Source organism: Streptomyces sp. NPDC042102 (genome assembly GCF_055582305.1).
In genome coordinates, this window is sequence record NZ_JBVJDL010000002.1 from 1,069,086 (window position 1) to 1,083,728 (window position 14,643).

The 14,643-nt window shown below is 73.6% G+C and carries 11 protein-coding genes; 1 reads left to right on the plus strand and 10 read right to left on the minus strand.

Annotated elements, in window-relative coordinates; genetic code table 11:
- Nucleotide 1: 1 nt before the first annotated feature.
- From ACZ6KO_RS12910 to ACZ6KO_RS12945, 8 genes are all read right to left on the minus strand, one after another.
- Nucleotides 2–1,456 carry a WXG100 family type VII secretion target gene (locus tag ACZ6KO_RS12910; RefSeq protein WP_469303653.1) on the minus strand — a complete coding sequence of 485 codons (1,455 nt, stop codon included), beginning with the start codon at nucleotides 1,454–1,456 and terminating at the stop codon, nucleotides 2–4.
- Complete coding sequence (locus ACZ6KO_RS12915) at nucleotides 1,456–1,971, minus strand: hypothetical protein (RefSeq protein ID WP_469303655.1); 516 nt, start codon at nucleotides 1,969–1,971, stop codon at nucleotides 1,456–1,458. The genes ACZ6KO_RS12910 and ACZ6KO_RS12915 overlap by 1 nt, the downstream gene beginning before the upstream one ends.
- A gap of 199 nt (nucleotides 1,972–2,170) precedes the next feature.
- The gene (locus ACZ6KO_RS12920) at nucleotides 2,171–4,525 is read right to left on the minus strand and encodes a xanthine dehydrogenase family protein molybdopterin-binding subunit (RefSeq protein WP_469303657.1); all 2,355 of its coding nucleotides are present in this window, start codon (nucleotides 4,523–4,525) and stop codon (nucleotides 2,171–2,173) included.
- Nucleotides 4,522–6,912: a 2Fe-2S iron-sulfur cluster-binding protein gene (locus ACZ6KO_RS12925; RefSeq protein ID WP_469303659.1), complete on the minus strand. Its 2,391-nt coding sequence runs from the start codon at nucleotides 6,910–6,912 to the stop codon at nucleotides 4,522–4,524. Before ACZ6KO_RS12925 ends, ACZ6KO_RS12920 begins: the two co-directional genes overlap by 4 nt.
- Entirely contained in the window at nucleotides 6,909–7,790 is an 882-nt protein-coding gene (locus ACZ6KO_RS12930; protein WP_469303661.1) for an FAD binding domain-containing protein, read from the minus strand. Before ACZ6KO_RS12930 ends, ACZ6KO_RS12925 begins: the two co-directional genes overlap by 4 nt.
- A 316-nt stretch (nucleotides 7,791–8,106) precedes the next feature.
- On the minus strand, nucleotides 8,107–9,753 hold the full coding sequence (locus ACZ6KO_RS12935) for a beta-N-acetylhexosaminidase (RefSeq protein WP_469303663.1): 1,647 nt from the start codon (nucleotides 9,751–9,753) through the stop codon (nucleotides 8,107–8,109).
- Nucleotides 9,754–9,988: 235 nt separating this feature from the next.
- On the minus strand, nucleotides 9,989–10,273 hold the full coding sequence (locus ACZ6KO_RS12940) for a DUF3039 domain-containing protein (RefSeq protein ID WP_401450676.1): 285 nt from the start codon (nucleotides 10,271–10,273) through the stop codon (nucleotides 9,989–9,991).
- A 29-nt stretch (nucleotides 10,274–10,302) separates the two neighbouring features.
- The gene (locus ACZ6KO_RS12945) at nucleotides 10,303–10,863 is read right to left on the minus strand and encodes a YqgE/AlgH family protein (RefSeq protein ID WP_469303665.1); all 561 of its coding nucleotides are present in this window, start codon (nucleotides 10,861–10,863) and stop codon (nucleotides 10,303–10,305) included.
- Nucleotides 10,864–11,148: 285 nt separating this feature from the next.
- Between ACZ6KO_RS12945 and murA the strand changes: the two genes are divergently transcribed.
- Nucleotides 11,149–12,489, plus strand: a complete 1,341-nt coding sequence (gene murA, locus ACZ6KO_RS12950) for a UDP-N-acetylglucosamine 1-carboxyvinyltransferase (RefSeq protein WP_401450680.1) — start codon at nucleotides 11,149–11,151, stop codon at nucleotides 12,487–12,489.
- A gap of 96 nt (nucleotides 12,490–12,585) precedes the next feature.
- Here murA and ACZ6KO_RS12955 read toward each other — a convergent pair whose 3' ends face one another.
- Nucleotides 12,586–12,867: an HU family DNA-binding protein gene (locus ACZ6KO_RS12955; RefSeq protein WP_030875040.1), complete on the minus strand. Its 282-nt coding sequence runs from the start codon at nucleotides 12,865–12,867 to the stop codon at nucleotides 12,586–12,588.
- 311 nt (nucleotides 12,868–13,178) lie between these two features.
- A complete protein-coding gene (locus ACZ6KO_RS12960) occupies nucleotides 13,179–14,603 on the minus strand; it encodes an NAD-dependent malic enzyme (protein ID WP_469303668.1) in 1,425 nt (474 codons plus the stop codon).
- Between the last annotated feature and the right edge of the window lie 40 nt (nucleotides 14,604–14,643).

Below are 14,643 nucleotides of genomic sequence, written 5' to 3' on the forward strand. Positions count from 1 at the left end.
CTTAGTCGATCACGGGCGGGACAACACGACGGTTGCCCTGCCACGTCTCTTCGTCCTCGGTCAGGTAATCAGGGCGCTCGCCGTTCGGGCCCTCGCGACGCTTGCCCGCGGTACGGGCACCCGCGCCGGCGTGACCGACGGGACCGCCGACCGCTCCGGGGCCCTGGTTGCGTACGAGACCGGAACCGCCCTGCGTGAAGGGCTGACCTCCCGTGCTCGAACGGCCGCCCGCTCCCGGCTGACGTCCGCCGACCAGACCGCCCGGCTCCTGAGCCAGACGTCGGCCACCGGCCGTGTTGTTCGGTCCGCCGACACCGCCGCCGCCCAGACCGCCGCTACCGCCCATCGCACGCCCGGTCTGGCCGGACTGTCCGCCCTCGCCGTGGCCGATGACCGTGCTGCGCGGGATCCCGGTGTTCGGGCCGCTCGTCGTGATCTGACGGCCACCGCTGATGCCGTTGTCGCGCGGGGGCAGGCCGGGGGAAACCGGGCTCTTGCCGAGAGGGCCAGGACCGGACTGCGGCGGGCGGGTGCCCGGACCGCCGGGACCGGGCAGACCCGGGCCGGGGCCGGCCGTCGGCGGAAGGGTGAAGGGCGGAAACGGACCCGGGTTGCCGGGACCGGGACCGGGACCGACAGGAGGCGCGGGAAGGTTCGGCGTCGCGGGCTGCGTCGAGGGCGGAAGCGTCTGGACGCTGTCGAGATCGACGTTCACGTCCTTGTCGGGGACCGACGGAGGCGGAGTGGACGTCGACGGCACCGTGGCGTCCGGGTTAGGGCCATGTCCGGGCACCCAGCCGGGCTTGTTGGACGTATCGCCACTGTCAGCTCTGGGCGCCACATACTTGTCCGACCTACCAACGCCCCTGGAACCAGTGCCGTCCCCACCAGGTCGAACAATGTCGCGACTACCCACACTCTGCGGCACGAAATTGTCCGGCGGCGGCGCATAAGTAGGCGGCGTCAGGCCGTTCAGCCCCGTCGTCGACGCTTCGTATGACTGCGCCAGCCGCGTCATCGCAGTGATCGCCTCGCGCCGGTCCGACGCCAGCTTCGAGTGGGCCTTCGAGCCGATCTCCTGCGAGTCCGGGTCGTTGCGGTACTTGCGGGCCGAGTCATAGTTCTCCTGCGCCGACGTGTCGAACGCCGGCATCGCCGACTTCGAGTCGCCCATCGTCGCCGCGGCGCGCGTCATCCACTTGCCGCTCTCGTCGCTGTACTCGGCCAGCCGGAGCGTGGTGTTGCCGGTCTCGTTGACCCACTCGTTGAAGGCGTCGGCGGCCTCGCCCTCCCAGTCCGCGACGCGGTACTTCTTGAGGTCCTCGCCGATCTGCTTGATGACCTTGGCCGCCTCGACCAGGTCCTTGCCGCGGCCGCTCGCCGCACCGCTGTTGACCGAGGCGATCATGGCCAGCAGCTGCTGGTGCGTGTAGTCCTCGAAATTCGTCGTCGCCATCAGAACTCACCCCCGGCCGTGCCGCCGTCGTTCCCCTGCTTCGGATCGCTCTGCGGGTTCCCGTTCCCGACACGCCGCGCGTTCGGATCGCGCTTCGCGTCGTACTTCTCCGAGATCGTCGCCGCCAGCCCCGCCATCGTGCGCTTCGTCTCGTCGTCCATGTTCTCGTAGCCCTTGCGCGAGAAGACGACCGCGATGGCCAGTGCCTCCAGCTGGAGGGTGAGCACGTGCGAGAGCGTCTGCAGCTCGGTGACGGTCCTGGTGTACGCCGTGTGCAGCGCCGCCGCCTCGGTGAAGCCCGTGCCCAGGTTGTTCTTGGGCAGGTCGCCTTCCTTCTTCAGCTGCTTGTCACCCGCGGCCGAGCCCTCGAGCTTCTTGATCAGCTCGTCGACGCGGCTCTTGTACTTGTCCAGCTGGTCGTACTCGACCGAAAGCCTCTTCGCCTGTGCGGCGATCAGCGATGCCGTGCTCGACATGCCGCCCCCGAGCGAGGCGAACACCCCTTCCCATGCCACGATGGCCTCCCCGACTCCCCGTTGCTCCCCGTTGACACGGCGTTGCCGCCGCACCTCGTCCCCGTACCCGTACTTGTCCCCGTCCCCGGGCCTGTTCGCACCCGTTCGCGCGCGGACTCACGCAGACGTACCGATCACTCTAGCGACCGGTTCCGACAGTCCCAAGTACGGGGTTGCACGTGCAATGCGGGTCACACGGTCACGAGTTGGTTCCCGCCACCGCCGAGGAAGGCCGGATCGGGAGCCTGTTGACCGGGCGGCCCGTCGCCGCACGCACTGCCGAGGCTACCGCCGCGGGCGCCGTCACCACAGGGACCGCGCTCGCCGCCTTGGCACCGAAGGGGGCCACCACGTCGCGCTCCTCGACCAGTTTGACGATGCGGACGGACGGAGCGTCCAGCGCCGTCGGCAGGGCGTAGCCGGTGAGGTCGGGGTGGCGGACCAGGCCGGCGACGGTGCGGAGGTTCTCGGTGAGGGCCGCTCCGACGCCCTGGGTGACGCCCGCCTCGATACGGGCGTGCAGCTGGCGGGGGTTGAGGACGCGGCCGACGTCCTGGGCGACGGCGAGTTCCACGACGCGGACCGAGCCGAGCTCGACGTCCACGTCGACCACCGCGCGGATCGCGCAGAAGGCGAGGCCGACGAACGCGTCGCCCTGGCCGTCGGCGTCCAGCGGCTCGGTGGGGTGGGGGCGGCACTGGGCGGTGGCCCAGAGTTCCTTGCCGGCCACCGCTTCCGCCACCGTGGTCGAGAACGCGCCGTCGTACGACGTGATCCGGCCGTCCGTGATCTGGAGCAGCTCGGTGGACATGCCGAGCTGGTGCGCCATCGGCTGGAGCAGCTGCGTACGGACCATCTTCGCCGCCCGTTCGACCGCGCCGCCCGACACCCAGGTGTGGCGGCCGTGCGTGGCGGGGCCGGCCGGGGGCTGGTCGGTGTCGACGGGGGCCACGACGACCTCGTCCAGGCCCAGGACCTCCTGGACGATCTGGCGGGCCAGCGTCGCGAAGCCCTGACCGGTCTCCACGGCCGCGCAGATGACGGTGGCGATGCCGTCGTGCACCTTGACGGTGGCCGTCGAGACCTCGTCGGCGCCCTCCGCGCCGAGCATGTGGACCATGCCGACGCCGTAGCCGACGCCGCGCCGTACGGCTCCGGGCTCGCCCGCGCCCTCGGGGCCGCCGGGCAGCAGCCAGTCCTCCGCCGGGGAGTCCTTGGGCAGGGAGGGCAGTTCGGCCTCGCGCACCGCCTGCAGGAGTTCGGCGACCGGGGCCGGGCAGGTCACCGTCTGGCCGGTCGGGAGCAGGTCGCCGGTGGCCAGGACGTTGCGCAGGCGCAGTTCGGCGCCGTCGATGCCGAGGGCGGCGGCGAGCTTGTCCATCTGGCCCTCGTAGGCCGCGCAGACCTGGAGGGCGCCCTCGCCGCGGACGTGGCCGGAGGGCGGGTTGTTGGTACGGACGGCCCAGCCCTCGACGAAGGCGTGCGGAACGACGTACGGGCCGCAGGCGAAGGCCACGGCGGCGGCGAGGGATTCGGCCGAGGAGTCGGCGTAGGCGCCGGCGTCCATCAGGATCTGCGCCTCGACCTTGACCAGGCGGCCCTCGGCGTCCGCGTGGTGGCGGTAGCGCAGCAGGGTCGGGTGGCGGTGGGCGTGGCCGAGGAAGGACTCCTCGCGGGTGGCGGCGAGCTTGACCGGGCAGCCGGTGCGCAGCGCGAGGAGGCCGAGCGGGAGCTGGAAGGCGGAGTCCTCGCGGTCGGAGGTGGCGCCGGGGACGCCGGTGACGACGACCTTGACCCGCTCGGGCTCCAGGCCGAAGCAGGCGGCGGCCAGGTCGCGGTCGGTGTGCGGGTCGGTGGAGGCGGTGTAGAGCTCGACGCCGCCGTCGGGGCGGGGCACGGCGAGGCCGGCCTCGGCGCCGATGGGTGCCGGGTCCTGGCGGCCGATGCGGTAGAGGCCCTCGACGACCACCTCACCGGTGGCCTCGGGGTCGCCGTAGCGCAGCGGGATGTGGCGGATCAGGTTGCCGTCCGGGTGGAGCGGGGCGGCTCCGAAGGACTGCTCGGGGTCGGTGACGGCGTCCAGCAGCTCGTACTCGACGGCGATCGCGGCGGCGGCCAGGCGGGCGGTGTCGGGGTGGTCGGCGGCGACGGCGGCGATGGGCTCGCCGTGGTGGCGCACGACGTCGTGGGCGAAGACGGGCCGGTCGGCGATGCGGCGGCCGTGCGTGGTGGCGCCGGGGACGTCGGCGTGGGTGACGACGGCGCGTACGCCCGGCATCTCGCGGGCGGCGGAGGTGTCGACGGAGAGGATGCGGGCGTGGGCGTGCGGGGAGCGGAGCACGGCGGCCCACAGCAGTCCCTCGGCCCAGAGGTCGGCGGCGTAGGGGAAGGTGCCCTCGGTCTTGGCGCGGGCGTCGGCGGGCAGGACGGAGGCGCCGAGTCCGCGCGGGGCGGACTGCGGTCCCTCGTCGCCCGCACCGGCGCCCGTGCCGCCGAGGGGGTCGGTCGCGGCCGTGACGGTCGCCGTCGCCGTCGCCGCGTCGTTCCCGCTCACGCCATGCCTCCGTGGTGGTCGGGGTGGATACCGCCCTCGCCGGGGGCGGCCTGGTGCGGGATACGGGGTTCGGGGCCGGGGCCGAAGTCAGGGCCAGGGCCGGGGCCGAAGTCGGGGCCGGGGCCGGGGCCGAAGTCGGGGCCAGGGCCGGGGCCCGCGGCGGTCGCTTCGGCGGCGACAGCGGCTGCGGCCGCCGCGGTGGCGTCGCGCTCGGCGACGACCTCGCGGACGGCGTCGACGACGCCCTGGTAGCCGGAGCAGCGGCAGAGGTTGCCGCAGAGGGCCTGGCGCGTCTCCAGCTCGCTGGGGGCGTGGTTGCCCTCCAGCAGGTCGTGGATGGTCATGGCCATGCCGGGCACGCAGAAGCCGCACTGGACGGCGCCGGAGCGGCACAGGGCCTGCTGTACGTCGGACAGCTCGCCGTTCTGGGCGAGGCCCTCGACGGTACGGACCTCGCTGCCGGCGGTGGTGGCGGCGGGCACGAGGCAGGACGCGACGAGCCGGCCGTCGACCTTGACGGCGCAGGCGCCGCACTCGCCCTGCGAGCAGCCGTCCTTGGCGCCGGCGAGACCGAGGCGCTCGCGCAGCACGTAGAGCAGCGACTCGCCGATCCAGGCGCCGGTGACGGGGCGGTCGGCGCCGTTGACGCGGAGCACGTAGGAGGCGAGCGGGTGCTCGTGGTGCCCCCCGTGATCGGGGGCGGTACCGCTCCCGTCGGCCTGCGCGGCCGCCTCCCCCTCGGGCAGCAGGGCGCCCGGGTCCGGGGTCTGCGCCTCGTCGACGGGGGTGTGCTCCGCGGGCGCGTCGCCGTGCCCGGCGACCGCGATCCCCTCGGCCGGAGTGTGACCCGCGTACGGGTCGGCGTGCTCGCCCCCGGCGAGCGCCGCACCGGGAAGGGCGACGCCCTCGGCCGGGGTGTGACCCGCGTGTACGTCGCCGTGCCCGGCGGCCGCGAAACCCTCGGCCGGAGTGTGACCGGCGGCGTCGGCCCCGACGTGCTCCTCGGTGGCGCCGGGGAAGGCGACTCCCCCGGGGGGCGTGTGCGCGGCGTACCCGTCGGCATCGGCCGGCGCGGAGGCCGGGAAGGCGACCCCCTCGGGCGGGGTGTGGCCGCCCGGGCCGGCGTACGGCTCGCCGTCGGCGCTCGCGCCACCGGGGAACACGGTCCCCTCGGCGGGCGTGTGACCGGCGTACGCGCCGGTGGTGGTGAACGGCGTACCGGCGGGCGCCGTCCCGGGCGTGGCGGGCGTCGGCGGGAGGTGTTCGGCCGAGACGGCGTACGCACCGCCCGACGCGTACGGGTCGCCCTGCTCGACGATGGCGAACGAGACGCCGCCGCCCAGCGTGTGACCGGAACCCTCGCCAGGGACCGGCACGCCGCCGCCCAGCGTGTGACCGGAACCGTCACCGGCAACCGGCACGCCTCCGCCCAGCGTGTGGCCGGAACCCTCGCCGGGGACCGGTACGCCGTCCGCCGGGGTGTGCTCCGGGGCACCGGGGTAACCGGCCGCCGGTGCGTACGGGTCGCCGTGACCGGTGGCGTCGGCGAACGACACGCCCCCGCCCAGGGTGTGGCCGTGCGGGGCCGCGTACGGATCGGTGTGCTCGGCGCCCGTGAAGGAGATGCCCTCGCCCAGGGTGTGGCCGGAGGCCGGGGTGCCCGTCGGGTGCGGGCGCTCGGCCGGGGCCGGGGCGGGGGCCGTGGCGTGGGTGGCCTCGATGTCCGGGGCCGGGTGGATGCCCGGCTCGCCCTCGGGGAGGGTGCCCACGCCGGGGCCGCCCAGGACGCGGCGGAACGCGGGGGTCGTGCCGACGCCCGGACCGCCCAGCAGCCGCTGGCCGGATGCCGGCGCCGGGGCGGTGGCGTCCGGGAGGACGCCGGCGCTCAGGGTGGTCGGCGCGGGGCCGCCCTCGGGCTCGCCGGCGTCCGCGTCGGCGTCCGCGCCCGCGGCCGCCGCGGCGAAGTCCGGGTGGGAGGCCCACGGCGCGGCCGCTCCGCCCGGGAGGGTGGCCGGCGCCTGGCTCCAGTCGGCGGACGGCGTCACGGGCACGGCGGGCGTGGCCCGCACGGCATCCGGGAACTGCCACTCCGCCGTCGACGTGTCGGCCCCACCGCCGTCCGCACCCGCCTCCGGCCACTGCACCGGAAGCGACCACGTGCCCGTCGCCGACGGGTCCGCGGTGGCCGCCGTGTTCAGCGGCACGATCATCGGCGGCGGGACGTACCCGTGCCCGGGCGCGGCCAGCGGTTCGCCGGTGCCCAGCGCCTCCAGCATGTCGTCGGGCAGCTTGACGAACGCCGTGGCGTCCGAGTCGTAGTCGCCGCCGTGCGGCACCGGCTCCCAGCCGAAGCCGCCGGTACCGGAAACGTTCTCGTTCTCACTCATGAGGTCAGCGCCCTCCCCAGGGCCCTCCGTGCCAGCACGGCCACCGTCCGCCGCAGATGCAGTACACCCGCCGGAACCGGGTCGCCCTGGTCCGGTACGCAGGCGGCCGCCACGTACTCGCCGAAGGCCTCCAGAGCCTCCGGTGCCAGCGTCCGCTCCCCGTCCCAGTCGATCAGCGAGGCCACCCACTGCTCGGCCTCCAGCGGCCGCAGCGGCATCGGCGCGACCGCGCCGACCGCGCAGCGCACGCCGCGCCGGGCGGGGTCGAGGACCAGGCCGACCGAGGCCACCGCGCGGCCCGGCCCGGTCCGGCCGGTGGCCTTCAGGAACACCTGGGGGGCGTGCAGCAGCGGCACCCGTACGTAGCCGATCAGTTCGCCGGGGCGCAGCATCTCGCGGCCCGCCAGCAGGTGCGAGACCGGGATCTCGCGCCGGCCCTCCGGGCCGACGATGACCAGCACCGCCTCCAGCGCGGCCAGCACCGGCAGCGCGTCGCCCGAGGGGGCCCCGCTGGCGATGTTGCCGCCGAGCGTGCCGGCGTTGCGGATCTGCGGCGGGCCGGCGGCGCGCGCGGCCGCGGCCAGCGCCGGGATCAGGGCGGCGAAATCCGGCCGTCCCATCCGGGCGTGGGTGAGTCCCGCGCCGAGCAGCGCGTGTCCGTCCTGGTACTGCCAGCCGCGGATCTCGTTGATCCGGCCGAGGCCGACCAGTGCGGCGGGCCGCAGCAGTCCGGCGTTGACGGCCGCCATCAGATCGGTGCCTCCGGCAACCGGTACTGCGGCAGGCATGGCGGCGAGCGCCGCCACGGCCTCGTCGAGCGAGGCCGGCAGCGTCACGGACTGCGCCGCCTGCGCTGCGTGCGGTGCGTGCGTGGTCAACCCAGCTGCCCCTTCCCGATGTCCCGGTCCCGGCGCTCGCGCCTGTCCGCCGTACGGTACGTGCTCACCGCCGGGACGTGGCAACTCTGGCACATCTTCCGCACCGCCCGGCGCGAGGGTCCGCCGGGCGCCCCCTGGGCCATCCCCTCCCCCGCCCACCGCACCAACTCGCCCGATTTACCCCGTATCAGAGGACATTCCGGCAGATGTGGCACGTTTCCCGGATCGGCCAGGCCGCGGCCCCGCACCCGACGGCCACGGCCCCCGCACCCGACGGCCACCGCCTCGCAGCCACCGCCTCGCAGCCACCACGGCCTCATACCCGCGGGGGCGCGCCCTCCCTCGGGCGCCCCGGCACGCCCGGCCGCCGCTGCCACGGCCGCGGCCCGCCCGGCGGCCGGTAGTCGACCCCCAGCGCGTCCAGCCGGGCGTAGTGGGCCGCCATCCGGGCGGCGAAGCCCGCCCAGTCGCGCTCGGCGGGGGCCGGCAGGGCCGACCACATCACCTCGGCGAAGGCGCTCAGCCGGGGGAACGTCTGGTAGTCCACCCGGTTCTGGTTCTCCATCACCTCGGTCCACACGTTGGCCTGCCCGCCCAGGACGTGCGCCGCGGCCGCCGGCGACAGTTCCGGCGGCACCGGCTCGAAGCGGTAGACGTCCTCCAGCGTGCGCACGTACCCGATGGGCACCGGCTCGTCCGCGCCGCCGTCCTGACGGTGGTCCAGATAGACCTGCTGCTCCGGGCACATCACCACGTCGTGCCCGGCCTGCGCCGCCGCGACGCCGCCCGCGTAGCCGCGCCAGGAGGAGACCGCGGCGCCCGGGGCCAGTCCGCCCTCCAGGATCTCGTCCCAGCCGATGAGGCGGCGCCCGCGCGCGGCGAGCCAGGTGTCGAAGTGCCGGACGAACCACGCCTGCAGCTCGTCCTCGCCGGCCAGGCCGAGCTCGCGGATCCGGCCCTGCGCGACGGCCGAGGCCCGCCACTGCGCCTTGGGGCACTCGTCGCCGCCGATGTGCACGAACGGCGAGACCTCCGCCGGGAAGAGCTCCAGCAGCTCCTCGAAGACGCCCTCGTAGAAGCGCAGGACGGCCTCGGTCGGCGCGAGCACGTTCTCGCTGATGCCCCACCGGTCCCACACGCCGAGCCCGGCGGTGTCGACGACGTCGGTGTTCCCGAGCTCGGGGTACGCCGCGATCGCCGCCTGCGCATGGCCGGGCACGTCGATCTCGGGGACCACGCGGATGTGCCGCTCGGCGGCGTACGCGGCGATCTCGCGCAGGTCGTCCTGGGTGTAGAAGCCGCCGTGCGGGGTGTCGTCCCACAGCCGCGAGGAGCCGTGGCCCCGCCGGCTGCGGGGCCGCCACGCGCCGACGCCCGTGAGCCGCGGATAGCGCTTGATCTCCACGCGCCAGCCCTGGTCGTCCGTCAGGTGCAGGTGCAGGACGTTGAGCTTGTGCGCCGCGAGCAGGTCCAGGTAGCGCAGGACGCCGTCCTTGGGCAGGAAGTGCCGGGCGACGTCGAGCATCAGGCCGCGCCAGGCGAAGCGCGGGGCGTCCTCGATCGCGGTGTGCGGCAGCCGCCAGGGCCGGCCCGGCCGCAGCGGCGCCCGCCGGTAGGCCCGCGGCCCCAGCAGCTGACGCAGCGTCTGCGCGGCCCAGAACACCCCGGCCGCGCTCCCGCCGGCCAGCTCCACCCCGTCCGCGCCGACGGTCAGCCGGTACGCCTCGGGGGCCGGCGCCGCGTCGACCCGCAGCCGCACGACGTCCCGCACGCCGTCCGCCCCGCCGTCCCGTACGCCGTCCGGCCGCGCGGTGGGCAGCTCCCAGCCGGTGGCCGCCCCCAGCTCCCGGCGCAGCCAGCGGGCGACCCGCTCGGTGCCGGGGCCGACGGCCAGGGCGGGGTCGAGGAGTTCGAGGTGGCCGGGGCCGACGGCCACGTGCACCGGTGCCGGAATGAGATCCATGACGTCCCTTCGCCGGACGGACGCGCAGGACGCGCAGATCGTTGCACGATGCGCAACGACCGTTTCGCGGAGCGCTTTGCCGCCGACCCTAGTACGCCGAGGGCCCCCGGAACGCGCGGTCGCGCGCCCCGGGGGCCCTCGGTCGTGGTCGTACGTCGTGCGCCGTGCGCCGTCCCGCGACGGCGGGAGCCGCGGCCGTGGCCGTGACCCCGGCCGGACGGCCGGTCGGTGGGGGCTACTTGTCCTTGCCGCCCTTGTCCTTGTCCCCGCCGGGACCCATGGAGTCGTAGATCTCCTTGCACATGGGGCAGACCGGGTACTTCTTCGGGTCGCGGCCCGGCACCCAGACCTTGCCGCAGAGCGCGACGACGGGAGTCCCGTCGAGTGCGCTCGCCATGATCTTGTCCTTCTGGACGTAATGGGCGAAGCGCTCGTGGTCGCCGTCGCCGTGGGACACCTGTGGCGTCGGCTCTACGAGGGTCCCCGCGCCAGTCCCGCGCTCGGGCTCAAGAGTGCTCATACCGGCAAGGGTACTGAACCCCGCGGGCCTCAGTTGAGCGACGGGTCGTCCGGATAGGTGGCGACCATCGCGAGCTCGCTGCGCTGGCGCCGCAGGACCGCCCGCCACAGTTGCTCGGGCACCGGGTGGGACACGTCCCCGGGCTCGGACTCCACCACGTACCAGGCGCCGTCGCTGAGCTCGTCCTCCAGCTGGCCGGGGCCCCAGCCGGAGTACCCGGCGAAGATCCGCAGCGACCCCAGGGCGCTGGCCAGCAGCTCCGGCGGCGCCTCCAGGTCCACCAGGCCGATGGCGCCGTGCACCCGTCTCCAGCCCAGCGGGCCCTCCTCGCCGGGGATCACCGCGATGCCGAGGGCGGAGTCGAGGGCGACCGGGCCGCCCTGGAAGACCACCCCCGGATCGCCGGCCAGCGCCGCCCAGGGCAGCAGGATGTCGCCGACGTCCACGGGGGTGGGCCGGTTGAGGACCACGCCGAGCGAGCCCTGCTCGTCGTGGTCGAGCAGCAGCACCACCGCGCGGTCGAAGTTCGGGTCCGCGAGGGCGGGGGTGGCCACGAGCAGCCGCCCTGTGAGGGAGGACACCTCGGTCATGCCGACATGATCCCGCATCTTCGCCCTCCGGGGGGAGCGGGCGGTCGTACCGGATTGCACGCAGCTCAGGGCGCACGGCAGCAGCGAGGAGCGCGCGTACGGCCGGCTGGCGGAATGCAACCCTCCGCCATGACACCGCCACTCAGGGTGCTGTGGCGAATTCATGACAGTCCTACGGCCACGTCAGCCTTACGAACCGGGGGGTGGTGCCCCTTACCCTTCTATCTGGCCCCCTGCCCACCTTCTCTCCGGCCCCGCCGGAAAGAACTCCGGAACGCGAGATTCATGACCGGCACAGACGATGTCCTGCTTGTCCACGGCGGTACCCCGCTCGAGGGCGAGATCCGTGTCCGCGGTGCGAAGAACCTCGTGCCCAAGGCCATGGTCGCCGCTCTGCTCGGCAGCGAGCCGAGCCGCCTGCGCAACGTGCCCGACATCCGTGACGTCCGGGTCGTGCGCGGCCTGCTGCAGCTGCACGGCGTAACGGTCCGCCCCGGCGAGGAGCCGGGCGAGCTCGTGCTCGACCCCACCCACGTCGAGAGCGCGAACGTCGCGGACATCGACGCCCACGCGGGTTCCTCGCGCATCCCGATCCTCTTCTGCGGCCCGCTGCTGCACCGCCTCGGCCACGCCTTCATCCCGGGCCTGGGCGGCTGCGACATCGGCGGCCGGCCGATCGACTTCCACTTCGACGTGCTGCGCCAGTTCGGCGCCACCATCGAGAAGCGTGAAGGCGGTCAGTACCTGGAGGCCCCGCAGCGGCTGCGCGGCTGCAAGATCCGCCTGCCCTACCCGTCGGTCGGTTCGACCGAACAGGTGCTCCTGACGGCCGTCCTGGCCGAGGGCGTCACCGAGCTGAGCAACGCCGCGGTGGAACCGGAGATCGAGGACCTCATCTGCGTCCTGCAGAAGATGGGCGCCATCATCTCCATGGACACCGACCGGACCATCCGGATCACCGGTGTGGACCGCCTCGGCGGCTACAACCACAAGGCGCTCCCGGACCGTCTGGAGGCGGCGTCGTGGGCCTCCGCGGCCCTGGCGACCGGCGGCAACATCTACGTGCGCGGCGCCCAGCAGCGTTCGATGATGACCTTCCTGAACACGTACCGGAAGGTCGGCGGCGCCTTCGAGATCGACGACAACGGCATCCGCTTCTGGCACCCCGGCGGCCCGCTGAACGCGATCGCCCTGGAGACGGACGTCCACCCCGGCTTCCAGACCGACTGGCAGCAGCCGCTGGTCGTGGCGCTGACGCAGGCCTCGGGCCTGTCCATCGTCCACGAGACGGTCTACGAGTCGCGCCTGGGCTTCACCTCCGCGCTCAACCAGATGGGCGCGCACATCCAGCTCTACCGCGAGTGCCTGGGCGGCTCCGCCTGCCGCTTCGGCCAGCGCAACTTCCTGCACTCCGCGGTCGTCTCCGGCCCGACCAAGCTGCAGGGCGCCGACCTGGTCATCCCCGACCTGCGCGGCGGCTTCTCGTACCTGATCGCGGCCCTGGCGGCCGAGGGCACCTCGCGGGTCCACGGCATCGACCTGATCAACCGCGGCTACGAGAACTTCATGGAGAAGCTGGTGGAACTCGGCGCGAAGGTCGAGCTCCCCAACGGCGACCTCGTGTAGGGCCCGTAGCGGCGAACGTGCCGAAGGGCGGCCACCCGGTACCGGGTGGCCGCCCTTCGTCGTTCTACGAGGCCTGCAAGCCGTCGTACAAGGGACTTACTTGCCCTTGGCGGCTTCCTTGAGCTTGGAGCCCGCGGAGACCTTCACGCTGTAGCCGGCCGGGATCTGGATGGGGTCGCCGGTCTGCGGGTTGCGAGCGGTGCGAGCGGCACGGTGGGTGCGCTCGAAGGTCAGGAAGCCGGGGATGGTGACCTTCTCGTCGCCCTTGGCGACGACCTCGCCGATGGTCTCGGCGAGCGCGGCCAGAACGGCGTCGGCGTCCTTGCGGGTCACCTCGGCGCGCTCGGACAGAGCGGCCACCAGCTCACTGCGGTTCATGTTGTACTCCCGTGTTCAACTTGCCTATGAGGCGTGAGATCGAAGCCGATGCTGCCAGGGCCCTCGGACAGTCCCCGGACCCGGGTCTGCCGTCAGACCCTCTCGCCACGGTTACGCATCCTGCCCCCACCAGCGGCGGGAAAGCCAATCCGGCACCCGCCAGGGTCACACGAAAAGCGCCACAGTCACGCCGCGGTGACGCTCCGTCCGCGCCCGTGGGTGAAACGGGGACGCGGCAGCCGCGGACCTCGCGGGCATCCCCGCAACCCTAGAGGCGGCCCGCACCCGCCGCATCCCGCGACGCGCCGGGATCAGGCGGACGTGGGGCCCGTCACAGCGGCCGTGGCGGCCTTGCGGACGGCTCCGGCGACCGCGCCGGCCACCTTGTCGTTGAAGACGGACGGAATGATGTAGTTCGCGTTCAGCTCGTCCTCGCCGACGACGTCGGCGAGCGCGCTGGCCGCGGCGAGCATCATGTCCGTGTTCACGGTGCGGGACTGGGCGTCCAGCAGACCGCGGAAGACGCCCGGGAAGACCAGCACGTTGTTGATCTGGTTCGGGAAGTCCGAGCGGCCGGTGGCCACCACGGCGGCGGTCTGACGGGCGACGGCCGGGTCGACCTCGGGGTCCGGGTTCGCGAGCGCGAACACGATGGCGCCCTCCGCCATGGCCGCGACGTCCTCTCCGCCAAGGACGTTGGGGGCCGAGACGCCGATGAACACGTCGGCACCGACGACGGCTTCCTTCAGAGTGCCGGTGTAGCCCTCGGGGTTGGTGTTGTCGGCGATCCAGCGCAGCGGCGAATCGGCGTGGGCGTCGACGAGGTCGGCGCGGCCCGCGTGCACGACACCGTGGATGTCCGCGACGACGGCGTTCTTCACGCCGGCCGCGAGCAGCAGCTTGAGGATGGCCGTACCGGCCGCGCCGGCACCGGACATGACGACCTTGACGTCCCCAACTGCCTTGCCCACGACGCGAAGTGCGTTCGTGAGGGCGGCCAGGACGACGATGGCCGTGCCGTGCTGGTCGTCGTGGAAGACCGGGATGTCCAGGGCCTCGCGCAGGCGCGCCTCGATCTCGAAGCAGCGGGGGGCGGAGATGTCCTCCAGGTTGATGCCGGCGAAGCCCGGGGCGATGGCCTTGACGATCGCCACGATCTCGTCGGTGTCCTGGGTGTCCAGGCACAGCGGCCAGGCGTCGATGCCCGCGAACCGCTTGAAGAGGGCCGCCTTGCCCTCCATGACGGGCAGCGCGGCCTTGGGGCCGATGTTGCCGAGGCCCAGGACGGCGGAGCCGTCCGTCACGACTGCGACGGAGTTGCGCTTGATGGTCAGACGCCGGGCGTCCTCGGGGTTCTCGGCGATCGCCATGCACACGCGGGCCACGCCCGGGGTGTAGATCATCGAGAGGTCGTCACGGTTGCGGATGGGGTGCTTAGACGCCATCTCGATCTTGCCGCCGAGGTGCATGAGGAACGTACGGTCGGAGACCTTGCCCAGCGAGACGCCCTCGATACCGCGCAGCTTCTCGACGATCTCGTCGGCGTGCGCCGTGGACGTGGCGGCGATCGTGACGTCGATACGGAGCTTCTCGTGGCCGGAGGCCGTCACATCGAGGCCGGTGACCGAGCCGCCGGAGGACTCCACGGCGGTGGTGAGCTGGGAGACCGCTGTTCCGCTCGCGGGCACCTCCAGGCGGACCGTCATCGAGTACGAGACGCTGGGCGCCGTTGCCATGGCCGTGTTCCTCTGCATTCCCTGGGGTTCCCTGTTTTCG